This window comes from Paenibacillus sp. FSL H7-0735, assembly GCF_038008505.1.
GTDB lineage: Bacteria > Bacillota > Bacilli > Paenibacillales > Paenibacillaceae > Paenibacillus_AQ > Paenibacillus_AQ odorifer.
Window position 1 is genome coordinate 2,259,290 of the sequence record NZ_JBBOZH010000001.1, and the last position, 24,091, is coordinate 2,283,380.

General features: G+C 45.2%; 19 protein-coding genes. 10 read left to right on the top strand and 9 right to left on the bottom strand.

What is annotated here, in order from left to right; translation table 11 throughout:
* Positions 1-222: 222 nt before the first annotated feature.
* From yhbH to NSS82_RS09975, 4 genes are all read right to left on the bottom strand, one after another.
* Positions 223-1,386: a sporulation protein YhbH gene (yhbH, locus tag NSS82_RS09960; RefSeq protein ID WP_036684553.1), complete on the bottom strand. Its 1,164-nt coding sequence runs from the start codon at positions 1,384-1,386 to the stop codon at positions 223-225.
* A 173-nt stretch (positions 1,387-1,559) separates the two neighbouring features.
* Positions 1,560-3,245: a DUF11 domain-containing protein gene (locus NSS82_RS09965; protein ID WP_076271948.1), complete on the bottom strand. Its 1,686-nt coding sequence runs from the start codon at positions 3,243-3,245 to the stop codon at positions 1,560-1,562.
* Positions 3,242-9,979: a DUF7507 domain-containing protein gene (locus tag NSS82_RS09970; RefSeq protein ID WP_143761217.1), complete on the bottom strand. Its 6,738-nt coding sequence runs from the start codon at positions 9,977-9,979 to the stop codon at positions 3,242-3,244. The genes NSS82_RS09965 and NSS82_RS09970 overlap by 4 nt, the downstream gene beginning before the upstream one ends.
* A 118-nt stretch (positions 9,980-10,097) precedes the next feature.
* Positions 10,098-10,742 carry a methyltransferase domain-containing protein gene (locus NSS82_RS09975; RefSeq protein ID WP_051491334.1) on the bottom strand — a complete coding sequence of 215 codons (645 nt, stop codon included), beginning with the start codon at positions 10,740-10,742 and terminating at the stop codon, positions 10,098-10,100.
* 200 nt (positions 10,743-10,942) lie between these two features.
* Here NSS82_RS09975 and NSS82_RS09980 point away from each other — a divergent pair, with 200 nt between their 5' ends.
* Positions 10,943-11,431 (top strand): hypothetical protein, encoded by a 489-nt coding sequence (locus tag NSS82_RS09980; protein ID WP_076271949.1) that lies wholly within the window; start codon positions 10,943-10,945, stop codon positions 11,429-11,431.
* Between the two features lie 148 nt (positions 11,432-11,579).
* Here the strand turns inward: NSS82_RS09980 and NSS82_RS09985 are convergent, their stop codons facing one another.
* Both NSS82_RS09985 and NSS82_RS09990 read right to left on the bottom strand, forming a co-directional pair.
* A complete protein-coding gene (locus NSS82_RS09985) occupies positions 11,580-11,744 on the bottom strand; it encodes a hypothetical protein (protein WP_341109743.1) in 165 nt (54 codons plus the stop codon).
* Positions 11,745-12,348: 604 nt separating this feature from the next.
* Positions 12,349-12,810 (bottom strand): hypothetical protein, encoded by a 462-nt coding sequence (locus NSS82_RS09990; RefSeq protein WP_051491333.1) that lies wholly within the window; start codon positions 12,808-12,810, stop codon positions 12,349-12,351.
* Positions 12,811-12,980: 170 nt separating this feature from the next.
* Here NSS82_RS09990 and NSS82_RS09995 point away from each other — a divergent pair, with 170 nt between their 5' ends.
* On the top strand, positions 12,981-13,364 hold the full coding sequence (locus NSS82_RS09995; protein ID WP_076144234.1) for a DUF423 domain-containing protein: 384 nt from the start codon (positions 12,981-12,983) through the stop codon (positions 13,362-13,364).
* Positions 13,365-13,441: 77 nt separating this feature from the next.
* Here NSS82_RS09995 and NSS82_RS10000 read toward each other — a convergent pair whose 3' ends face one another.
* Positions 13,442-13,969 carry a hypothetical protein gene (locus NSS82_RS10000; protein ID WP_036684355.1) on the bottom strand — a complete coding sequence of 176 codons (528 nt, stop codon included), beginning with the start codon at positions 13,967-13,969 and terminating at the stop codon, positions 13,442-13,444.
* A gap of 214 nt (positions 13,970-14,183) precedes the next feature.
* Here NSS82_RS10000 and NSS82_RS10005 point away from each other — a divergent pair, with 214 nt between their 5' ends.
* The 7 genes from NSS82_RS10005 to sufB all read left to right on the top strand — a co-directional run bounded on the left by NSS82_RS10005 (position 14,184) and on the right by sufB (position 20,641).
* Positions 14,184-14,486, top strand: coding sequence for a YunC family protein (locus NSS82_RS10005; protein WP_038569585.1), 303 nt, complete (start codon positions 14,184-14,186; stop codon positions 14,484-14,486).
* Positions 14,487-14,725: 239 nt separating this feature from the next.
* Positions 14,726-15,187 carry a Dps family protein gene (locus tag NSS82_RS10010; RefSeq protein ID WP_036684350.1) on the top strand — a complete coding sequence of 154 codons (462 nt, stop codon included), beginning with the start codon at positions 14,726-14,728 and terminating at the stop codon, positions 15,185-15,187.
* A 280-nt stretch (positions 15,188-15,467) separates the two neighbouring features.
* Positions 15,468-16,250, top strand: a complete 783-nt coding sequence (sufC, locus tag NSS82_RS10015; protein WP_076271950.1) for a Fe-S cluster assembly ATPase SufC — start codon at positions 15,468-15,470, stop codon at positions 16,248-16,250.
* Between the two features lie 26 nt (positions 16,251-16,276).
* Positions 16,277-17,578 carry a Fe-S cluster assembly protein SufD gene (gene sufD / locus NSS82_RS10020; RefSeq protein ID WP_036684344.1) on the top strand — a complete coding sequence of 434 codons (1,302 nt, stop codon included), beginning with the start codon at positions 16,277-16,279 and terminating at the stop codon, positions 17,576-17,578.
* Complete coding sequence (locus tag NSS82_RS10025) at positions 17,575-18,801, top strand: cysteine desulfurase (RefSeq protein WP_076144236.1); 1,227 nt, start codon at positions 17,575-17,577, stop codon at positions 18,799-18,801. The genes sufD and NSS82_RS10025 overlap by 4 nt, the downstream gene beginning before the upstream one ends.
* Positions 18,788-19,219: a Fe-S cluster assembly sulfur transfer protein SufU gene (gene sufU, locus NSS82_RS10030; protein WP_036684339.1), complete on the top strand. Its 432-nt coding sequence runs from the start codon at positions 18,788-18,790 to the stop codon at positions 19,217-19,219. Before NSS82_RS10025 ends, sufU begins: the two co-directional genes overlap by 14 nt.
* A 24-nt stretch (positions 19,220-19,243) precedes the next feature.
* Entirely contained in the window at positions 19,244-20,641 is a 1,398-nt protein-coding gene (gene sufB, locus NSS82_RS10035; RefSeq protein WP_036684335.1) for a Fe-S cluster assembly protein SufB, read from the top strand.
* A gap of 146 nt (positions 20,642-20,787) precedes the next feature.
* Here sufB and NSS82_RS10040 read toward each other — a convergent pair whose 3' ends face one another.
* Positions 20,788-21,228: a hypothetical protein gene (locus NSS82_RS10040; protein ID WP_076271951.1), complete on the bottom strand. Its 441-nt coding sequence runs from the start codon at positions 21,226-21,228 to the stop codon at positions 20,788-20,790.
* A 96-nt stretch (positions 21,229-21,324) separates the two neighbouring features.
* Positions 21,325-21,873 carry a hypothetical protein gene (locus tag NSS82_RS10045; protein WP_249267783.1) on the bottom strand — a complete coding sequence of 183 codons (549 nt, stop codon included), beginning with the start codon at positions 21,871-21,873 and terminating at the stop codon, positions 21,325-21,327.
* A 452-nt stretch (positions 21,874-22,325) separates the two neighbouring features.
* On the opposite strand from NSS82_RS10045, the gene NSS82_RS10050 reads away from it, so the two are divergent.
* Positions 22,326-24,086 carry an ABC transporter ATP-binding protein gene (locus NSS82_RS10050; RefSeq protein WP_036684103.1) on the top strand — a complete coding sequence of 587 codons (1,761 nt, stop codon included), beginning with the start codon at positions 22,326-22,328 and terminating at the stop codon, positions 24,084-24,086.
* Positions 24,087-24,091 lie beyond the last annotated feature (5 nt).

A 24,091-nucleotide genomic window follows, 5' to 3' on the forward strand; every position in this document is an offset into this window, starting at 1 on the left:
TTCGTCCATTCCCCGATACTTACGGATCCAGATGACACTATTCGCACATCCCTCGATCTTGCGGACCCAGATGACGCTATTTGCCCATCCCCGATGCCTACGGACCCAGATGACGCAATTTACGAAGTTTGTTGTTTTGTTCAAGAAGGAGCAACGCCAAAAACGCGGATGTCCCATCAGCCATTCTTGGCTTTTGGGACACCCGCGTTTTGGAGTGGGGCATTAAGAATTAACCGTACCCTTTGGACTAAAGAAGGTCTTCAGCGCCTGATACACTTCTTTTTTGTCTTTAATGACATAATGCATGAATTGTTCATGTTTCAGGTGGCGATAAGCTGACATTAAGGTACTGCTACGATTGTATTGATTCACCTCACCGTAGCCGAACATATTGCTTCGTTTCAGCAGTTCTCCGATCAGCTTCACACAACGTTCGTTGTCGGAGGTGAGATTATCACCATCGGAGAAGTGAAATGGATAAATATTGTACTGTGCTGGCGGGTAGCGGCTATCGATAATTTCAATCGCTCGCTGATATGCTGAGGAACAAATCGTTCCCCCGCTTTCGCCACGGGTGAAGAAATCATGCTCACTGACTTCCTTAGCCTCCGTATGGTGGGCGAGAAAGACAATCTCTACCTTCTCATACTGGCGGCGCAGAAAACGGGTCATCCAGAAGAAGAAGCTGCGGGCGCAGTATTTTTCAAAAGAACCCATCGAACCTGACGTATCCATCATGGCAATAATGACCGCATTGGAATGAGGGGTTCTAATATCATCCCATGTTTTGTAGCGCAGATCATCTGGGCTGATACTGTGGATGCCGGGATTGCCGCTGCTTGCATTGCGCCGAAGATTCTCCAGCAGCGTACGTTTTTTATCGATGTTGGACATCATCCCTTTTTTACGAATATCGTTAAAAATAATGGATTTGACCTCGATCTCTTCCTTATTCTTAGGCTTCAAATGTGGTAATTCCATATCCTGAAATAGAATGTCCTCCAGGTCTTCCAGATTGACCTCTGCTTCCACGGTGTCTTGACCGGGCTGATCGCCTGCTTTTTCTCCTTTGCCTGGCTGTGCCGATTGTGAATCGCGCCCAAGCACATCTCCGACCTGGCTTTCTCCGTCCCCCTGTCCTACATGCTTCTGTTTACGGAAGTTATAAATAATCCGGTATTCATCCAGACTGCGAATCGGAACCTTCACAATCTGCTTACCGCCTGACAAAATAATATTCTCTTCGGTAACGAGGTCAGGCAAATTATCCTTGATGGCTTCTCTGACCTTTTGCTGATGGCGTTCCTGATCCTGATGACCTTTACGATGAAGGGACCAATCTTCTTTTGAGACTACGAAGGAAAAGGGACCGGATGATTGCGACAGGATGACCACCTCCCATGGAATATGAATGTTGATTGAAGGAATCTTTTGCAAAGTATATATTTGGATCCCCCGCAAAGTACCTGAGTACGCATAGAGAGCAAAGCCTCACCTTGTGGGGATGTTTTGGGGTTGTAACTAAAGTATATTCATGGGGATGAGGGATATGTGATTTCTTATTCACTGATCTCATCTACGGTCAGCACATAACTGTTAGATTGACTTTCGCCAGAGTAGTCACGTCCATCCATATTGAAAGAGTATTGAGCATTCACGGAGCCCTTAAGGAAACGACCCATTACCTGTTCACTCACCTGGATAAAATAATGAATGTTAACCATAGATGCAGCATTAACTATTCCCAGCGGCAAGGTGCCGGTAAATGAAGATTGTGGATTCGGAACTCCATCAATTACAATGCTGTTGGGATCAAGAAAACATTTTTCCGGGGTTAGACGATTCAGAGATATTTCCGCAGGCCAATTTCCGTTATTGGTTAGTGAGATCCAGCATTGGACTCGCTCACCTGCTTCTACAATAGTTGGTTTTGCATGGACTACCAGTGAAATGACAGGTGTGACTACTAGGGTGGTAACTGTATTGGAACGAGAGGTTTGTCGTACGGTCCGTCCGTCTGGAAGCACAAAGGTATACTGAACACTACCATGGTTTTGTACGGCTGCGATTTCATGTATGTTAATGGCTGCAGGTATACTCACTTGAAAAACTACAACTGCTGTAGTTCCGCCTCTTAAAGAACCTAACTGGATGCCTTCCGCTGGTCGTGCACCTTTTTGCAACACTCCATTTAAGAGAACACTATCCCATACGAAAAGAGCACCTGAAGGTATAGCATCTGTTAGGACTGCATTTACAGCCAGATTCCCGTTGTTGGTTACCGTAAGCTCATATCTCAAATTGTCGCCCGGAGCTGCTGTAACATGATCCACTTTTTTACTAATGGTGACCCCCGCTTGGACGAGTGAGACAACCGCAGTGTTACTTTCGGTCGTAATTGTATGCTCATCAACTGAATAGGTGACAATTGCACTATTGGTCAAGGCTAACGAGGGAGAAAACTCTGTTACCCGGACACGAAAAGTAATATCAACGCTTAGGTCTGTGTCCAGCGAACCGAGTAATATTCCCTTCGCCGGGTCTGCTTCTGGGTAATAAATCCCACCTGCAATGACACTGCCTGGAATAAACACTGTCGCGTCCGGAATAGAAATTGTTGCACTGATTTGAGTTAAGAGGCTGTTGCCTTCATTTGTAAGTCGCAAGGTGTAAGTTACTACATCCCCAATAAAAGAAGTCGGAGTACTTGCAGACAAAGAGGTCGAGAGCTGGTAGGAGCGTAAAGAAACCAGTACAGAGTTAGACGCAAGCTCACCCTTAACGGTTCTTCCCTCCGGAGTGGAAAAAGAAAAACGGCCTAGCGCTTTATTTTGCAGCACTAGGGAAGACGGCAGCGAAATGATGACGACTTGAAAGGCGATGCTCACTTGACTCTGCGGTGCAATAGAACCAAGGGGGATGCCTGAAGACGGTGTAGCCCCCGGAAGAGGCACACCGTCTCTGAGTACACTGTTGGAAATAAAGGATACACCTTCTGGAAGAATGTCAAACACCGTCAAAAAAGCATCTGTATTTCCATTATTACTGGCTTTAATGGTATACACCAAAGTGTCGCCTAAAGAGGCGTGGAGTTTATCTGTACTCTTCAGCAATGAAAGCACGGGGCCCACGACCGGGGTGTTAACGGTATTGGAATAGACAATTCCATCAACACCCGCTGCCGAATTGAAGAGTACCATGGATTGATTGGTTACGACAGGTTGGGTACGTGAGCCGGGAATCATAACGCTACTACCTGAACCTGGAAGGTAATGGTTGAAGAAGCACCTGCAGCAATTGTACCAATTGCGATTCCCGAAGCCGGACTGCCACTAGGACGAGGGGCTCCATCTACGGTAATGCTTCCCGTTACGAACTGGCTGCCAGCTGGAATAGGGTCAACCATGATGACGTTATTGACTGGTGAAATCCCTAAGTTGGTGACAACTATCGTATAGGTAATGATATCGCCAACAACCGCATCAATAGAAGTAGTGCTCTTAACAACACTTACGTCCGGAGAAGATACAGGGATAATGAGGACGTTTGAGACAGAGGAGCCCGTGAGTGAACGTCCATCTGGCGGTGTGAATGTGAAATTTGCTGTAGCTTGATTGACCAACTGCTGCGGTGAAGGCAGGGACGCAATAGTAACCTGTAAGGTAATCGTTACTGTTACTGTACTTCCCGGAGCTACCGACCCAATACTTAAGCCTGTAGACGGATCTGATCCTGGTTGTGGTACCCCATTCACGAGCACGCTGTTTGGAACAAAGACAGCTCCGTTAGGGATGGTATCGGTGATAACTACATTTGCGATGAGGTTACCAGTATTCGTCACATTCAAGGAGTAAGTAATCGTATCTCCGACAGTTGCGGCGGTTCTGTCCGCCCCTTTGACAACTACAATAATAGGTTGATATACCGGAATTACTAGTGTATTTGAGAATGAGGAGCCTGAAAATGCGCCAGAGGTGAAACTGACAGAAGCCTGATTACTAAGCGTTGCAGGATTAGGGAGCACATTGACAATTGTGTTGAATGAGACTTGGAAAGATGCGCCTGGCGCAAGCGTGCCGAGCGAGATGCCGCTCGCTGGATTGGCGCTAGGGCGTGGAGTGCCATCTACGGTCACACTGCCAGCGACAAAGGTAGAGCCCGCAGGTATTGGATCACTGAGGTTAACGTTACTGATATTTGCTATTCCGCTGTTGGTAACAGTGAGATTATAAGTGATGGTATCGCCAACAACGGCATCGGTAGCTGTCGAAGATTTAGTGATGACAACGTTCGGTGAGGATACTGATATTGTTGTCGTATTGGAATTGATCGAACTGTTAAATGTCCGTCCATCCGGAAGCGTATATGCAAACGCGACCGAAGCTTGATTGAGCAGCTGTTGGCTTGCCGGCAATGTTGTGATAAGAACTGAGAAGATCACAGACAGGCTTCCGTTCGCGGAGATTACACCCAGTGGTATGCCAGCAGCCGGGTCTGCTCCTGGAGCAGGAGCACCTTGAATGAGTACACTGTTTGGAATAAACGTTGTACCCGCAGGAATGGTATCACTCAGGGTTGCTAAAGCACCGTAGTTACCTGTGTTGGTCACATTGATAGTATAAGTAATCGTATCCCCAACTGTAGCATTGACTGAATTGGAGCTTTTTACTGCTGCAAGGATAGGCAGATAGACAGGTGTGGAGACGATATTTGAGAAAGCTACATTCGAGACAACACCTGAGGTGAAACTGACCGTTGACTGATTGTTTAACAATCCGGTAGCCGGCAGTGAAACTACATTTACGGTAAAAGCAACAGTTACGGTTACACCAGGTGCTATGCTGCCTAAGGTTACTCCAATAGATGGGCTAACTCCTGTACGAGGCACACCGTCCACAAGCACGCTGCCTGTCACAAATGTAGTACCAGCAGGAAGTGCGTCTGTGAAGACCACATTATTTACAGTGGCAATACCGTTATTAGTTAAAGCTATGGAATAGGTGATAGTGTCACCGACCGTAGTTGATGTTGTGGTTGTAGTTTTAACTACAGCAATATTAGGTGAGGAGACAGGAATAGTGACGGTGTTAGAGAGTGCAGACCCATTAAGTGTACGTCCGTCGGGTAAGGTGAAGCTGAATGCTGCGGTTCCTTGATTGACCAGTTGCTGAGGACTAGGCAATGAAGTGATGTCAACCGTGAAAATGACTACGGTGGTTCCTCCAGGCTGTATTATTCCAGCTGCAATTCCGGTGGAAGGATCCGCTTGCGCTAAAGGGAGGCCGTTGATGAGCACACTATTCGGAACGAAAGTGGTACCTGCGGGAATATTATCCGTCAGTGTTAAATTAGCAGCATAGTTTCCTGTGTTACTCACTGTCAGTGTGTAGCTAACTGAATCGCCAACCGTGGCATTGGCTGTACTAGCACTCTTGACTACGGCAATGTTCGGCTGGAACACAGGGACTGTAACAGTATTAGAAAAAGTGGAGCTTGAAATAACGCCTGAAGTGAAGGTAACGGATGCCTGATTGATGAGTGAAGCTGTAGGAGGGACAGAGGTAACAGTAACACTGTAAGTAACCAGCGCTGAAGCACCGGCTGCTAGAGTGCCGATAGATATCCCCGAAGCAGGACTCAAGTTCGGGAATGGAACTCCGTTGACCGATACGCTGCCTGTTACAAAAGTACTCCCTGCCGGTGTAGGATCACTCAGCAAGACGCTAGTAACAGATTCTATACCATTATTAGTTATATTGACGTTGTAAGTGACCGTTTCACCAACAGCAACTGATGTTGAAGTGGTGCTCTTGGTAACGACAATGTTAGGAGCAGAGACTTGTAATGTGACAGTGTTAGACACAGCAGTCCCAGATAACGGTCTACCGTCAGGCGGAGTAAAGGTAAAGCTTGCGGAAGCCTGATTACTAATCTGCTGAGGTGTAGGTAAGGAGATGATATCAACGGTGAAGCTGACAGCAATACTGGCACCAGGAGCGACATTTCCTACAGCTATCCCTGTATCTGGGGCTGAACCAGGTTGAGGCATACCACCCACTATGACACTATTAGGAACGAAGACAGTACCTGCTGGGATGTTATCAGTTAGTGTTAAATTTGCAGCCAAATTACCTGCGTTGCTAACAATCACTGTGTAGATGACAGAATCACCGACGACTAGAGCATCGAAATCGCCGTCTCCATCAGCGGCACTTTTTACTAAGGAGATTTGGGGCTGAATAACTGGTGTAGTTGTGATATTAGATGAAGAAGAACCGGAGAATACACCGGATGTAAAACTGACAGACGACTGATTGTTAATCTGTGATGGTATCGGCATTGTTATCCTCACCTCGAATGTTACGGTAGCTGTGGCGCCAGGGCTCAAACTACCGATTGGAATGCCGGCGGACGGAACTGCTAGCGGCAGGGGAGTGCCACTTACAATTACGGTTCCGGGAATGAAAGCTACATTCTCAGGCAGAGGATCGCTGAGAATGATATTGCTTACTGTTGCAATACTGTTGTTGGTCAATACAGAGGTAAAGGTAAGGATATCACCAGTAACAGCAGTAGCAGCGTTTACGCTTTTTACAACACTGACGTTAGGGGCAGACACTGGGACAGAGAGCGTATTGGACACTACATTTCCACCGAGCTGACGCCCGTCTGGAAGGGTGAAATTATATGTCGCTGAAGCAGAGTTCAGCAATACTTGTGATGGAGGCAGGGCTGTGATTGTGACCAGAAAACTTACGGTGACACTGTCACCAGGAGCGAGCGGTCCAACTGGAATGCCAGTTGCCGGATTATATCCGGGCAAAGGTGTTCCGCCAATAATTACACTATTCGTGTCAAACACAGCTTGGGGTGGCAGGATATCAGTTACTAATAGAGTAGCTGCAATATTCCCGGTGTTGCTGATCAGGATGGAGTATGAGAGAGATCCCCCTACAGATGCCTGAGCTGCATTAGCGCTTTTGACCATACTAAGGATGGGTTGAAATACTGGTGTTACTATCGTGTTTGAGAGCGAAGAACCGGTAAACGCTCCAGAGGTGAAGGAGGCGCTGGCTCTGTTTGTAAACTGTGCTGGACTTGGCAAGAAAGCAACATTTACTCTAAAAGACACCGTGACAGAGCTGCCCGCGGCGATACTTCCGATTGCTATACCTGTACTTGGGTTAGCCGCTGCTACCGTCGAACCGTTGACAGTCACACTGCCTGCTACAAAAGCTCCCCCCGTAGGAATAGGGTCAGAGACAACGACGTTGGTGACAGCGACGCTGCTTGGGTTGGACACTACGACTGAATAAGTCAGATTTTCTCCAACCGCTATATTAGTCAGGTTTGCAGTTTTGGTTAGTGTAATGTTTGGAGCGGAGACCGGAATGGTTAGGGTATTGGACAGACTGGTCCCGGAGAATGATCTTCCACTTGGCAGTTGGTAGGTGTAATTGCTGCTGCCTTGGTTATTCAGAACAGGTGGAGCAGGCAGAGATTGCACAGAGACAAGGAAGGTCACAGGAACAGCTGCCCCTGAAGCTAAAGTACCTAAGTTAATTCCTGTAAGTGGAGAGTCAGCAGGTCTAGCAACACCGTTAACAGTTACACTTCCCGAGACAAAGGTGCTTCCTGAAGGAATATTGTCGCTCAGGGTTACAGCCGCCCCGATATTTCCAGAATTCTGAACATTTAACGTATAAAGAATATTGCCGCCTACAGTTGCACTGGAAACGTTCGAGCTTTTTGCAATTTGGATTACAGGCTGATACACGGGAGTTGTCGTCGTGTTTGAGACTGAAATGCCAGTAAAAGCACCCGAGCTAAAAGAGGCACTAGATTTATTCAATAGCTGAGCGGGACTGGGTAATGAGATAACGTTGACCTGAAAAGTGACGGCGACGGAGCTTCCTGGAGCGATGGTACCGACAGAAATCCCTGTTCCAGGATTAGCTGAGGGTTGTGACACACCGGCGACGGTAACACTTCCGGGGACCAGCGATGTACCCGCAGGGATGGTATCTGAGAGTGACACGTTGGTAATTGCTGCAATTCCGTTGTTGCTGATTACAGAGGTGTAGAGTAGTATATCTCCGACAGTTACGTCGGCGAATCCAGCGCTTTTGACTACGGTAACATTAGGTGTTCTAACTGGAATAGACAAAATGTTGGACGAGGCAGATCCAGCTACTGTTCGCCCATCTGGAACTTGAAACGTATAAGCGGCGCTTGCTTGGTCGACCAGCTGTGGCGGAGAAGGTAGGCTATTCACGATGACCCGAAATTGAACAGTAGAACTGCCACCGGCGGCAACCGTACCGATAGCAATCCCTGTGGCAGGGTTACCGGCGATAGGATTTCCATTGACGGTGAAGCTACCTGCGACATAAGAGCTGCCTGAAGGAATATTATCAGTAAGTGTTGTTACCGCGCCGATATTTCCTGTGTTAGTGATTTGAAGGGTATAGGTGATCTGATCTCCAACCGTAGCATTGGTAGTACTGGCTGATTTCACAATGTTAAGGACGGGTGAATATACAGGTAAGGTTACTGTATTAGATGGAATGACCCCAGTCATGATAGGGCCTCCGGCTACACTTTGAAATGTAAAGGCAGCATTAGCGGTATTAGCGATATTTTGCGGACTTGGTGGTAATGAAGTGACTTTGGCTTGATATGTAACAGTTATTGAACTGCTTAAAGCTAATGAGCCTAGTGAGATTCCTGCTGTAATATCAAAAGTAGGTCTGGAGACACCAGCAACAACTACGCTTCCAGTTACAAAAGTGGATCCTGCCGGCAGCGCATCTGATAAAACGACACTTGCTGCTCCCGCTGTTCCTGTATTACTGACAGTCACCGTATAAGTTACCGTATCACCGACTATGGGGCCGGCTACATTAGCGCTTTTAGTGAGGTTTATTTTTGGAGCATTGATATCAACCTGTATGGCATTACCGTTGAGTACATAAGCATCGCCTGAGGTGGTTAATTGTAATACGGCTGAAGATTGATTGTTTATCAGCCGTGCGGAGACGTCAACATTGGTAATATCCCAGCCTTGGCGACCACCGATAATGTTGGTTCCTGGATTTCCGTTTATTTGGTTGCGGTTTCCAAAGGTACCCGTTGTGTTTAGGTTACCTGCATCATTGTTAATCTGCGATGCAAAAAAGTTGTTGGCAAAGTTATTAGGTCCCGATAAAGCAACAAGTGTAGCAGAGGTTGGACCAAATAATGCCTGATCCCCCGAACGGTTGGCATCCCCCTCCTGCGCGCTGAATAACGCTCTGCCGCCAAGCGCACCAGTAATGGGTGTGGCAAATCCAGTTATTGTAGTGGATACCGGAGCTGAGTTTGCCTGTACAAGTATTGCACCTGCCCGAAGGGACATATTGCGAAAAGGTAAGGCTGTATTTTGGTAGATTACTCCTAATGTCCAGCCTGCATGGTTGGCCGTGGAATCACTAGGAATAACAATCGTACCCACTACACCGCCAGTGGTGTAGGTGCCGGCACCGCCTTGTTGGATAATGCTGGTCACGTTGGCGGAACGAACATATGCTGATGCACCACCTCCCAAATCGACTACGTTGCTCGTTGCTGAATCAGGAGTAACACTGAATGTAGTGCCGGCAGGGGTTATGAAGGAGACAGGGTTGTTAATGGCCGAACTAAGGTTTACATTTCCGTTAATATAGGTACCGCCCCAGATTAGCTCCGCATACAGTACGGTACTGCCTGAGGGTAGGACCAGTATGGCTGCTGAACTGTTGCTTGTATAAAGACTAGTAGTTCCGCTAGGATAGGTACCAAATGTTGATGAAGTATTAACAGTAGTAAAGCCACCGATGCTGTCTAGTGTCCCTGGCACTCCGATCGTATCGGAGCGGCTAAGTCCAAGCGTGTTGCCGGTAAATGTGATAGCACCGGTCGCATTGATCGTTGCCCGTACGACTAGTGGGATGATTCTCACCTCCTTCGAGGTTGGTTTTGATCAAAAGTGTGCCGTCCTATAACTAGGACGGCACAGTTAATACCTGTATGTTAGCCTATGACACAAAATGGGTATTAGTGTATGTCCCATCTTAAAATTATAGAAAAAAATGTCTGTTTTGTGATTTAAGTCTTCGTTCGACAAGAACATGAGGTTCAGGATAATGGCTTCTGCTCATCAGCTCTAACTCCTGATCGTTGATATTGTGCTTGACTACGACAAAATGGTACATGATTTCATGCACTACATTTGCTTGAAGGGTCTTTAGTATTTCTAGTTCTTCAGTTTCGTAAAGCGGATCTTCATAAGGATGCTGATAGAATAACTCCATCCGCAGCAACCGATAATCGAAGGGTGGTGCGGGTACAGGGTAGTCTGGAATAGCTGGGCAAACTGGACCGGATGGAGGCTGGAAGAAGGATCCTGTGAAATGCCGGGGGGTATATTCGTCAAACTTCTGCTTGAAGGCAGGGTTGGACATATGGGCAAAGCTGTGGGCATAGGGTGCTAGAATGCAAACAACTGCTTTATGGATGCTAATTCTGTGAATTTCCGACAGGGCTGCGAATAAATTGTCCACATAAGGCAGTACACGGCTAGCCATAACAAACTCAGCACTATTGTCAGGGAGAGGAATCTCTTGGCAAATGTCACAGACAATATCTACATCAGGACCCGCGATCCGATCGATCCCGAGATAACCTGCTTCCTTATTAGATCCACAGCCGATATCGATTCTCAAGGGGCTCACTCCTTTGGGATAAATCAGGCTCACACTATTGTATTAATACCGCTGTAGCCTGCATCCGACGGATGCCTAATAGAAGCTGGAAGTTATCTAAAATTACTTCATATGAAACTTTCATAGAGTGGTTAACGTTATAGGAGTATACTTATGAAGATGACTTTGAAAATAATCGCCACATAGAGGAGGCACTCAACATGAAAAAACAACGTTCATTACCCGCCATAGCAGCGATTGCTGCCTTAACATTTGCCTTAACCGCTTGCGGTGGGAATAATTCGGCACAGACTTCAGGAGAACCGACTGCAACACCTTCTCCAACACCAACCGAGAGCGCAAGCACTGCTGAGCCTACAGAAGCTCCAAGCACTCCCGTACCCACTGAGAACCCAAGTACAGCCACACCAACCGAAAATCCGAGCACAGCTAAACCTAGTTCTACTCCAAAAGCTGAAGGTAAAACAATAAAAATGACAGCCGTTTATATCGGACAAATTGATAGTCATTCCGTTGAGATTGCGACAAAAGAAGGTCCAACCGCTTTTGAGATTTCAGCTGGAATGGAGAGCATACTCGACACTTTGAATTCGGATGATTCCGTAGTTATTGAATATGTGGAAAAAGCAGTGGAGGGCGATCCGTCCATCAAGCAGCGTGTGCTGACAAAGCTGGCTCTAGCAAAATAATTGAATGTATTGATTTGCAAATTAATAGAGGGTGTCTCAGCAATCATATAGTGGTTGCTGGGACACCCTCGTATTTTTTAAGCATAGTTCTTGCTCAAAACACTAAACTTTGTTTGGTCGATCACAGTACGCATACCTAGCTGCATCACTATGGATCTAGCAGCCCCACTAACGGAACTGGTAGCCCCACTAACGGAACTGGTAGCCCCACTAACGGATCTAGTAGCCCCACTAACGGAACTAGTAGCCCCACTAACGGAACTAGTAGTCCCACTAACGGATCTAGCAGCCCCACTAACGGATCTAGTAGCACACTAACGGAACTGGTAGCCCCTATATTGGACTCAGCATCATCGGACCCAGCGGCCCTTATACGCAGCTTTTTCCGATATTTGAATTACTATCGGACCCCATAGCAGCTATTGCCATGAAAAGCGCCCAATAGGATCCTTTTTCGATGCAATAGCGTCACTGGGGTCCGAAACTGTGCTCCAAAGGCGTAAAAAACGTAAATAACGCCATCTGAGTCCGCAAGCCGCGGATGAGGGATAGGATCCAGCATTATCGGAATTAGTATCATAGGAATTAGTATCATAGGAATTAGTATCATCGGACCCAGCGGCCCTTATACGCAGCTTTTTCCGATATTTGAATTACTATCGGACCCTATCGCAGCTATTGCCATGAAAAGCGCCCAATAGGATCCTTTTTCGATGCAATAGCGTCACTGGGGTCCGAAACTCTGCTCCAAAGGGCGAAAATCCGTAAATAACGTCATCTGAGTCCGCAAGCCGCGGATGACGATGAGGACTCCCCGATGCAGATTTTAGCTTCATACATAAAATGAGGGTATCCCCACAACAGCTCAAAGTTGTTGGGATACCCTTTTTAATGAAGTTAACATGTTTAAAATAAGCTTAAAGCGTTCCAGCATTGACTAGGAAGGTTGTAATAAGCAGCATAAAGAGTAAGATAATAACACCATTAACAATCGTGCCAATAATGCCAAACACCTTGCGACGTTTCCGAATGGAAAGCCCAATGATGCCGATGACTACTCCGATTACATTAAGAGCAGCTAAAATAATAACCGTTAATCCTAGAAGCATTATGAATTGCGAGGACTGGCTTAATAGTTCAGAATTCTCATTAACCAGTGAAGAAGACTTCATTATAATAGAGATAAAGATGGCTGCGTAGCCGATGATCGACACGAGACAGATAATGAATGAAGCAATACCAGGTCCAGAATGTTGAAGATCATGTTCTACTTTTTGATGCGTAGACGATAAATCAGCGCTTGGGTAATCCGGATGAGGGCTGGGATTTCCCACCTCTGCCGCAGGTACGTCTGATTTTGACAGAGAATTTAAGTCCATGGTTTGCACTCCTTGAGAGATTAGAATGAAAATGTTGTTAATATCCACTTTTTCATATTGATGCTAAAAAAGCAACCCCTGAATGAGGCGAATTAAAAAATGACTGCTGGAAATAGGAACTGGCATTACGTTATGATAGAATGAGTCTAAAATTAAGGGGGTGTAATCATTTGCAACGGAAATTTATGGCCTGGGGGGCTGTACTAGCAATGCTGGCAGTAGGAATTGGTGCTTTCGGTGCCCATCTACTAAAACCAGTTATCAGTGAAGACTATATGAAGGTATATGAGACTGGCGTGCAGTACCACTTGGTACATGCGCTGGGGGTAATTCTCATCGCACTGGCTGTGGGCCAATGGGGCGAAAGTGCCCGATTACGTTGGGCTGGTCGGTTGTTAATTGCAGGTACCGTTTTCTTCTCTGGCAGTCTGTATGTTCTAAGTATCTCCGGAATTAAGGTGCTAGGAGCGATTACACCTATCGGTGGGGTATGCTTTATAATTGGCTGGTTATGCCTTGCGATAGAAGGATTTTCACGTAAAACGTCGTCTTAGTTGTTAGGAAAAGAAAGACCAATAAGCACCTGTTCCCCCAAAGAGGGAGGGTGCTTATTTGCTTGTAACGCATGCGCTTACAGAAACTCGTCGATTTCATTTAGATTAAAGCTGTACACCTGCTTCTCATCCACATGGTAGACACTTATAGAGTTGGCTGCTTCATCAAAGTTTAAAATACGACAGGGCATGGACACTTGTTTCCCGTACCGGTTCGCTCGTAAACGTACCAATTGATTATTCTGAATATACTGACGAATCTTCCCGTATGCATCAGCTGGCGTTTCAATTGCCGTTTGCTGTGCAGGCGTTTCTGCCTGTTTTTTTATCGGTGTATCCAGCTGCTTCTTTGTGGATTTTGGAGGCAGCTTTAATGAAATGGGAGGAGCAGAGTTTTGATTCAAAGCTAGTTTAGCGGAGCGTAGCAAGCTGTCAATGGTTCTCCCTAATTCAAGACCGGAGTTAATGTTGAAATCTGTGATATGGTCATTATTGTTCAACATTTCGAGCAGAAATTGCAGTGCAAGCGGGTTGGTACGGGCATTAATCAGGATGTCGACGTTAAATAAATAATTGCCGTCTGTGCGTTGTAGTTTCTCGTCCATAAATCCCCCAGCTTTTCGTTTAGAACATCTCTGAATGGTTACAGGAATGTAATTAACTATAACATTAAACATGCAATATTCATATACCCAGGACTACTGGAATAGGGACTATTATACTGTATTTTATACTAGGCATAGGACTACCGTCAGCACACCCACGGGAAAATTAGCATACATATACAACGTGGATAGTGAAAAAAAGGAGGTGCTGCTATTGGTTACTATGGAGCCTATTACAGTAGGTGAACATACGCTGATCGGGGTAGAGGTTAAGCTTCCCAAAACTACACTGCTCTCCATCAGCACGAACCGAGGTTATATTATGTGCGGTGCACTGGATGTCGGTCTCCTTAATGAAACACTTAGTGATCGGCATATCATCGCGGCTCGTGCGGTGGGTGTACGGACACTTGCCCAGCTTCTAGCTGCCCCATTGGAGTCTGTAACGATAGAAGCAGAGAGACTTGGCATCGTACCAGGTATGACGGGTGCGGAAGCGTTACTTCTTATGGTCTGACCGGAAAATTTAACAATTCCAAACAAACGGGGCTTAAGCCCTTTTTGTTTGTGTGCAAGTATTCACATTTAAGCATAATCGGGTGTGTCTTTGCTCATGCTAGTTTAAGTAAAGGTGTTATGGAAGGCTTCTCCTTGTTTCGTATTAAAGGTAAAAGGGTAAATTAAGAATAGACAAGTTACTACCGGACGAAGGAAATAGTAACCGGTAAATATAATGGATAAGGTAGGGATCATCTCATGGCTAAAGCATCGAATAAAGTAAATACAACTTCACTGGAACAGATCATGAATCGTCAGGTTGCTAACTTAAATGTCTTGTACGTAAAAATTCATAACTTTCATTGGTATGTCAAAGGAGAACAGTTTTTCTCCCTTCATGTGAAATTTGAGGAATTATATAATGAGGTAACCCTTCACATGGATGAAGTAGCAGAACGCTTGCTAACCATCAAAGGCAGTCCGGCAGCAACATTGAAAGAATATTTGGAATTAGCTACAATTCAAGAAGCTACAGGTAAGGAAGATACACGGGGAATGGTTCAGTCTCTGATTGAAGACTTCGCCACCATCTCTGAAGAGCTGACAGAAGGCATCGAGCTTGCCGAAGAAACCAAGGATCAGCCAACCTCAGATATGTTCATTAAAATCCGTAGTGATCTGGAGAAACACCAATGGATGCTACGTTCATTTCTTAGCTAATCATTAAGCAGTTTGAATAAGGCTTCCTGCGGGAAGTCTTATTTTTGCGTTAGTCTTATACTTAATGAAAATCTTCTCTGAGTCACAAGTGATTAGCTAAAGAGAAATTTGTAAAAAAACAAGGTTTGATATAAAATTAGTGAGAATCATTGATAATCATTGTGATTCAATTTATAATAATTATAATGTGATAGAAAATCTAATTGTGCTGGGAATCAGGATTATCCTGTTTCAATACAACTTTTGATTTCGCAAATCGATCAATGGAGGGAATAATATTATGGCAGCAGAATTTGTCATTGAGGGTCTTAAAGCGACGATTGAGGGAAAAGAAATTTTGAAGGGGATTAACCTTCAAATGAAAGGTGGCGAAATTCACGCCATCATGGGACCAAACGGTACAGGTAAAAGTACTTTGGCTTCGGCGCTAATGGGTCATCCTAAATACGAAGTAACTGATGGAACTGCAACTCTTGATGGTGAAGATCTTCTGGAGATGGCTGTTGATGAACGCGCACGTGCAGGTCTTTTCCTTGCAATGCAATATCCAAGCGAAATCTCTGGAGTAACTAACTCCGACTTCTTGCGTTCTGCCATTAATTCCCGTCGTGAAGAGGGAAGCGAAATCTCGTTGATTCGTTTCATTCGCCAAATGGAAGCAAAAATGAAAGAACTAGATATGAACCCTGAGTTTTTACACCGTTACTTGAACGAAGGCTTCTCCGGTGGTGAGAAGAAACGTAATGAAATTCTACAAATGATGATGCTGGATCCAAAAATCGTGATCTTGGACGAAATTGACTCCGGTCTTGATATTGATGCTTTGAAAATTGTAGCTGAAGGCGTAAATTCCATGCGGAGCGAAGAGCGCGGCTTCTTAGTTATTACCCACTATCAACGTCTTTTGAACTACATCAAACCTGATTTTGTTCACGTAATGATGCAAGGTAGAATCGTGAAATCCGGTGGTCCAGAGCTTGCACAGCGTCTGGAAGCAGAGGGTTATGAATGGATTAAAGAAGAACTCGGAATTGAAGATGAAACTGTAGGGCAAGAAGCGTAAGAAACGCCAGGAAGGAGGAGACCACTATGACGACACAGACCATTCTTCCGGTGGATGCCGAACGCTTGAGCGAATTATCGCACAGCAGCGGCGAACCGGGTTGGCTGAAAGAAAGCCGCTTGAAGGCACTAGAATTGGCAGCTACTCTGACACTGCCTAAATTAGAGAAGACACGGATTGATCGTTGGAATGTCAATAATTATGGTAGCTATAAAGCAAGTGAACCTTTTGCTTCGCTAAGTGATGCACCTGCATCTATTTCTTCCTTGATCAAGGATCAGGAGGAAGGCAGCCTGATTATTCAACGCAACTCTGGTGCAGTATATACACGTATCGCTCCTGAGCTTGCAGAACAGGGTGTTATTTTTACAGATCTACAGACAGCTGTTAAAGAACACGGAGATTTGGTACAACGCTACTTGCATAAAGCCATTCAACCAGACGAGCATTCTATCGCAGCGCTTCATGCTGCATTGTGGAATGGTGGAGTATTCCTCTATGTTCCTAAGAATGTTGTTATTGAAACTCCGCTTCAAGCAGTGCTGTTAACGGATGATGCGGAAGCTACTTTTGTTCCACACATTCTGGTAGTAGCTGATACTAACAGTTCCGTAACCTATGTAGACAACTACGTATCGGATAAAGAAGAAGCTGGACTACACAATGGTGCGGTAGAGGTATTCGTGGGCGCAGGCGCTAAAGTTCGTTATGCTACAGTGCATCAGCTTGGTGTAGATACTACAGATGTAACTTATCGCCGGGCTGTTGTTGAGAATGACGGAGTCATTGAATGGATTGTTGGTGAGATGAACTACGGAGATACTGCGAGTGATACCAAGTCTGTGCTTAAAGGCAACGGTTCTAGCTCCGACGCTAAAGTAATTGCAGTAGGTACGGGATCACAGAAACTGAATTACACCACTCAAGCTCAGCATTTTGGCAAAAGCACACCAAGTGATATGATCACTCGGGCAGTTATGCGTGATTCTGCTACTTCTATCATCAACGGAATCACCAAGATTGAGAAAGGTGCTACTAGAGCGGATGGCCAGCAAACGGAAAAAGTATTGATGCTGAGTCCAAAAGCCCGTGGTGACGCCAATCCGATCCTGCTTATTGATGAAGATGATGTTACAGCCGGCCATGCCGCTTCCGTAGGACAGGTCAATCACGAGCAAGTCTTTTACCTAATGTCCCGCGGAATTACACGGCATGATGCAGAGACTCTGATCATCTACGGCTTCTTGGCTCCTGTTGTGTCACAAATTCCACTGGAGGGACTGCGCAATCAGCTCCAATCTCTTGTGGAAAGGAAGTTAGTGCAATGATTAGCAACGCCATCCGGGAGCAATTTCCCATACTGAACCAAAATGTGAACGGACATCCACTAGTCTATCTGGACAGTGCTGCTACTTCACAGAAGCCTCGGAAAGTGATTGAGGCGGTCAAGTCGTATTATGAGTGGGATAACGCCAACGTACACCGTGGCGTCCATACTTTAGGCAGCCGAGCAACCGATGCCTACGAGGGAGCCCGGGAGAAGCTAGCTAAGTTTATTAACGCCCGCAGCACTAAAGAAATTATCTTTACACGCGGAACGACTACAGCCTTAAATCTTGTAGCCTCTTCTTACGGACCCTCTGCTGTGGGTGAAGGCGACGAAATCGTCATCACCTTAATGGAGCATCATAGTAATCTGATTCCATGGCAGCAGCTCGCTAAGAAGACAGGTGCTACATTAAAATATATACCGTTGCAACCTGATGGAACGGTTACGTTGGAAGCTGCCGAGCAGACGATTACGGATAAAACCAAGATCGTTGCTATCGCTTATGTATCCAACGTTATGGGAGTAACTCATCCTATTAAAGAGCTTGCGGCTATTGCTCATCGTCATGGTGCAGTAATTGTCGTAGATGGTGCACAAAGCACACCACATATGAAGGTCGATGTGCAGGATCTGGATTGTGATTTCTATGCACTATCTGGTCATAAAATGCTTGCACCAACCGGAATTGGCGCTTTGTATGGCAAGAGAGCACTTCTCGAAGCCATGGAGCCCGTCGAATTCGGTGGCGAGATGATTGATGATGTGGGTCTTTATGAATCCACATGGAAAGAACTGCCTTGGAAGTTTGAAGGCGGTACGCCGATCATAGCTGGTGCTGTTGGTTTAGGTGCAGCCATTGATTTCTTACAAGAAATCGGATTGGATGAGATACACCGCCATGAGAAAGCTCTTGCAGCGTATGCAGAGCAACGTCTGTCAGAGATCGAGGGTCTGAACATTTATGGTCCTCGGAATCGTGAAGTCGGCGTTGTCACCTTTAATCTGGGTGACGTTCACCCGCATGATGTCGCTACAGTGCTAGATGCGGAAGGTATTGCCATCCGCGCTGGTCATCACTGCTGTCAGCCGCTGATGCGCTGGCTGGAAGCCAGCTCTACAGCACGTGCAAGCTTTTATCTGTATAATACTGAGCAGGATGTAGATCGACTGGTGGACGCTTTAATCAAGACAAAGGAGTACTTCAGCTATGAACTTGGATGACTTATACAGACGCGTAATTATGGATCATTATAAAAGTCCTCGGAATCGCGGTTCATTTGAAGATGATGCTCTAAAAATCGAACTGAATAATCCAACCTGTGGTGACCGTATTACTCTTCAGCTTAAGGTAGAGGATGGAATTGTAAAGGATGCCCGTTATAATGGTGAAGGCTGTTCGATCAGTATGTCATCGGCTTCGATGATGACTGAGGCGATCAAAGGACAAACGGTTGAACGTGCGCTTGAACTGGCCGATAACTTCTCCTTACTGATGAAGGGTGAAGACGTAGATTTTGGAGATTACGAAGACATTGAAGCCCTTTCGGGTGTGAATAAATTCCCTGCGCGGATCAAATGCGCAACACTGGCTTGGAACGCACTTCGTAAAGGAATTGACGAAGAAGAGCAACATAAATAACAGTAGAACAAGGAGGCTGACACCATGGCTAAGAAAGCGCCTGATATGGAAGAATACCAGTACGGGTTCCGTGATGAGCATAAGTCGATATTCCAGTCTGGTAAAGGTTTGACGGCCGAAATTGTTAAAGAAATTTCAGCGATCAAAAATGAACCACAGTGGATGCTTGACTTCCGCTTGAAATCTTTGGAGCAGTTCCGTAAAATGCCAATGCCTACATGGGGCGGCAATATGGATGATTTGGACTTCGAGGATATTCAATATTATGTAAGACCTTCAGAGAAGCAAGGGAAGACTTGGGAAGAAGTTCCTTCCGAAATCAAAGAAACCTTTGACAAGCTGGGGATTCCGGAAGCGGAACAGAAGTTCCTCGCCGGCGTATCGGCACAATATGAATCTGAGGTAGTCTATCACAGCATGCAGAAGAGCCTTGAAGATCAAGGGGTTATTTTTACAGATACCGACACTGCATTGCGTGAGCACCCAGAGCTTCTGAAAAAATATTTCGGGACGATCATCCCTCCAACCGATAATAAGTTTGCCGCACTTAACAGTGCAGTTTGGTCAGGCGGCAGCTTCATCTATGTTCCTAAAGGTGTGAAATGTGAAGTTCCTTTGCAGGCTTACTTCCGTATTAACTCCGAGAACATGGGACAATTCGAACGTACTTTGATCCTTGCGGACGAAGACAGCTTCGTGCATTACGTAGAAGGATGTACTGCTCCAATCTACAGCACGAACTCTCTACACAGTGCGGTTGTTGAAATCTTGTGTATGAAGAACGCTCGCGTTCGTTATACCACAATCCAGAACTGGGCTCCAAACATCTACAACCTCGTTACCAAACGTGCGGTTGCAGAAGAGAATGCTACGATGGAATGGGTCGATGGTAACATCGGTTCCAAGCTGACCATGAAATATCCTGCGGTTGTTCTTAAAGGCCGTGGTGCAAAAGGTTCAGTACTATCCATCGCGGTAGCAGGTAAAGACCAGCATCAGGATGCGGGTGCCAAGATGATCCATTTGGCTCCAGATACAACATCCACCATCGTATCGAAATCCATCAGTAAACATGGCGGTAAAGTAACTTACCGTGGTCTAGCTTCCTTCGGCCGTCAAGCAGAAGGTGCGAAATCGAACATTAAATGTGATACGCTGATTTTGGATAATGAGTCCACTTCGGATACTATTCCTTACAATGAAATCATGAACGATAACATCGTTCTTGAACATGAAGCAACCGTGTCTAAAGTTTCTGAGGAGCAACTGTTCTACCTGATGAGCCGTGGCCTCACAGAAGCTGAAGCGACTCAAATGATCATCATGGGCTTCATCGAGCCGTTCACAAAAGAACTGCCGATGGAATATGCGGTCGAAATGAACCGTCTGATCAAGTTCGAGATGGAAGGTTCAATCGGTTAATAAGAGCGCTTATGAATGGAGGCTTGTCCTCCTAACGCTTATATTTCTTCAAAGCATCCGTAGATATTTTTCTGCGGATGCTTTTTTATGGGCACAATTGAAAAAAATCCCCGAATGCTCCGGGGACTTACCTTTAATATTTTCAACTATCCATTTCCGGCAACGGCAATTCCACTGAAGGATCTGGCTCCCAGAGATGCCGTTCTAATCGCTGATGCTACAATGGTGTATTGGATCTGGCCAGTAAGCACATCGGTCGAAGGCGGATAGTCGACAGCGGTGATTCCAACCATTTCATATTGGGTCGTTGTATTATTGATGTTTCCGGGGTAGGTTGTACTAAAAATTAATATATTATTGCGGTAAATACTAAAAGTAACATCATTCTGAACTATAATGCTGACATCAACACTAAGTCTGGCAAAAGCATTCAATGTGACTCTCACTAAGCCTGCATTGGCAGGGGTAACATTTACTGTCTGAAGTCCAATGTCACCGAAAACTGCACCTGAACGAACCAAATTAAGACTTTGTGCATCCATAGTGCTGCCCTGTGAAATCCGCATATCAAGAAACTGTATACTCATCCTATTCACCTAACCTCTCATTGTAGATTTTATATTTTATGAGAGAAAGAATAGAATGGCACCAAATCATTGACGGGGTTTTTTATATAGTAAAGGCTACTGTTTTGCCAGATCATTCACTTCTTTATTAAAAGCCTCTGAATATTGATTAAATTTACCTGCATCAAGTGTTAAGCTGTCATCGTTTGCTTTTGGAGGTGTCTCCTGGATCTGCTTATATAAAAGATCAATTTCTGGTGAAAGCTTGGCCCATATTTTCTTAATAGAATCATACTTAGTATCTAACTTGTTCATATATGTATCGTATTCTTTTTTCTCTTCCATGGCTTTGCCAAGCTGTTCGACCGTAAAGTCTATGTCCATGCTCGCTCCTGTACTGCTTGTACCACTTCTAGTGTATGAGATAACATCTACAAACCCTACATTCCAAATGTCGGCAATAACAAAATTGCTTATTTCTCTTAGCGTTTTTTCAGGTGAGGGTGCTGCTGTATCTGCTTTTGAGGAAATTTCCCCGAAATTAAACAAGTTTTTAGATTCGTTGATCGCTGTGTTTGCGTCCGTAGGGTTATTGTTATTTGTATTGCTACACCCTGAGAGAAGGATAATGGCGATAATACAATATAAAATAAGCTGCTTTTTCAATATAGTTCCCCTCCATAATATAAGTAAAAAGTGTTGTATTACTATATTACGGTAAATTGTGGTAAAAGTTTTACATCTGAGGCAAATTTAAGACGGCGAAAAAGTGAACTCTTCGAAACCCGGAATAAATTCCAATAATTATGCAAAAAACCGAATAAAGGTCCTCCTAATATTACACGATGATTACAATATTCATGTAGATTCTTCATTCATCAGGATTAAGGAGGAAACACGAGCATTTTAAGATAACGAGGGTCCTTTATATCATGTAGATGCTGCTTTTTTCCGAAATAACCGCAAAAACGCGCAATTCTCCCCTTTGCCGCATTAAATTATGGATGATACACTGCATAAAGTCACTAAATTGTAAGCGCTAAAAAAAGCTAGCTTACGATGTAACATTTGCTTTATACAAAAAAACGCTTACTAGGTAAGCCTTAAGGAGGAGAGATATGGATGTTCTCAGGCAACTGCGCGGTTATTATCGAGAGAAGCTGCATTTTCTGATTCTTTCGATTATATGTTTGGCCGCTGCAACTGCAGTGGGGCTGATTACCCCCAATTTGTTAAGAAAGCTGATCGATGATGTTATTGTGCCACTTAAGTTTACAGAGGTGCCAGTGCTCGCATTGAGCGTGTTAGCTGTAGTAATAGTAAAAGCATGCCTGCAGTTTGCACATGGTTTTTTTGGAGGACGGCTAGGTAACTTTCTTGCATACCGGCTGCGTAATGCTTGTTATGAGAAGCTGCAATTCCTATCTTTCCGTTATTATGATACCGCGAAAACTGGGGATTTGATGTCCCGACTAACCGGAGATTTGGAAGCGATTCGTAACTTTATCGGTTTCGGTTTTGCTCAGTTGCTTAATGTCTTTTTTATGGTCATTTTTGGTTCCATTATGATGTTCTCACTCAATTGGCAGCTTACTCTAGTAACTTTGATTACGATGCCAATCCTGGCGTTTATTGCGCTAAAATTTGAGTCTAAGATTCACCCGGCCTTTCAAGAGATGCGCCTTGCGCTCAGTTCTCTGACTACGGCTGTACAGGAGAATATCACGGGTGTGCGCACCGTCAAATCGTTTGCGAGAGAGGCTCATGAAGTAGAGAAATTCTCGCACCGTAACGAACGTTATAAGAATAACCAGATTTTTGCTGCTGAGCTCTGGAGTAAGTTTTTTCCAGCGATGGAGTTTTTAGCATCGATCAGTGCAGCTATTCTGCTTGGAGTAGGCGGAACGTTAGTTATTAAGGGGAAAATGTCACTGGGCGAACTGGTTGCTTTTTTCAGCTTAATTTGGTACATCATTGGACCGATTTGGGGTCTTGGATTCCATATTAATAACTATACACAGTCCAAAGCATCGGGAGAACGTGTATTGGAAGTACTTAATCAGAATATTGATGTGAAGGATAAAGAGAACGCCCGTGAACTGGTACCTTCCGAGGTTAAGGGAGATGTAGCGTTTAATCACGTCACATTTGCTTATGGAAACAAAATGCCTGCGGTTACAGACATTGATTTTGAGGCTAAATCTGGTGCGGTTATAGGGTTCCTTGGAGGAACGGGCTCTGGTAAATCGACCATTACACAGCTGATGATGCGTGCTTATGACGTTAATGAAGGCAGCATCACACTGGATGGGATGGACATCAGAGAATACAATGTTCGCAGCTTGCGTTCACAGATCGCGACGGTCTTTCAGGAGACCTTCCTGTTCTCCTCCTCAATTCGCAACAACATCTCCTATGGGTTGAAAAATGTAAGCATGGAAGAAATTATCCGAGCTGCACAACTTGCCAAAGCCCATGATTTCATCATGGAGATGGAAGATGGTTATGACACTGTGGTGGGTGAGCGCGGAATGGGTCTTTCCGGTGGACAAAAGCAACGGATTGCCATCGCTAGAGCCCTGCTTAAGAATCCGCGGATTCTTATCCTCGATGATGCGACCAGCGCTGTCGATATGGAGACGGAGCACGAGATTCAAGCCGGATTCCAAGAGGTCATGAAGGGGCGCACTACACTTATTATTGCCCATCGGATCTCCTCCTTGCGCCATGCGGATCAGATTATCGTCATGAACGAAGGTCATGTACAGCAGCGTGGTACCCATAAAGAGCTAATTGAAGTGCCGGGTCCTTATCAGGATGTATACCGGATACAGTATGCTGATTATCTGGCCAGAGCGACCGGAAGAGGGGAGGAGTGAGGCAT

What these genes read in the sequence shown, in the direction of transcription:
- sufU (WP_036684339.1), top strand. Translation starts at nt 18,788, where the DNA reads ATGAACTTGGATGACTTATACAGACGCGTAATTATGGATCATTATAAA.
- NSS82_RS10000 (WP_036684355.1), bottom strand. Translation starts at nt 13,969, where the DNA reads ATGGACGAGAAACTACAACGCACAGACGGCAATTATTTATTTAACGTC.
- NSS82_RS09980 (WP_076271949.1), top strand. Translation starts at nt 10,943, where the DNA reads ATGAAAAAACAACGTTCATTACCCGCCATAGCAGCGATTGCTGCCTTA.
- NSS82_RS10040 (WP_076271951.1), bottom strand. Translation starts at nt 21,228, where the DNA reads ATGAGTATACAGTTTCTTGATATGCGGATTTCACAGGGCAGCACTATG.
- sufD (WP_036684344.1), top strand. Translation starts at nt 16,277, where the DNA reads ATGACGACACAGACCATTCTTCCGGTGGATGCCGAACGCTTGAGCGAA.
- sufC (WP_076271950.1), top strand. Translation starts at nt 15,468, where the DNA reads ATGGCAGCAGAATTTGTCATTGAGGGTCTTAAAGCGACGATTGAGGGA.
- sufB (WP_036684335.1), top strand. Translation starts at nt 19,244, where the DNA reads ATGGCTAAGAAAGCGCCTGATATGGAAGAATACCAGTACGGGTTCCGT.
- NSS82_RS10050 (WP_036684103.1), top strand. Translation starts at nt 22,326, where the DNA reads ATGGATGTTCTCAGGCAACTGCGCGGTTATTATCGAGAGAAGCTGCAT.
- NSS82_RS09965 (WP_076271948.1), bottom strand. Translation starts at nt 3,245, where the DNA reads ATGATTCCCGGCTCACGTACCCAACCTGTCGTAACCAATCAATCCATG.
- NSS82_RS10010 (WP_036684350.1), top strand. Translation starts at nt 14,726, where the DNA reads ATGGCTAAAGCATCGAATAAAGTAAATACAACTTCACTGGAACAGATC.
- NSS82_RS09990 (WP_051491333.1), bottom strand. Translation starts at nt 12,810, where the DNA reads ATGGACTTAAATTCTCTGTCAAAATCAGACGTACCTGCGGCAGAGGTG.
- NSS82_RS10025 (WP_076144236.1), top strand. Translation starts at nt 17,575, where the DNA reads ATGATTAGCAACGCCATCCGGGAGCAATTTCCCATACTGAACCAAAAT.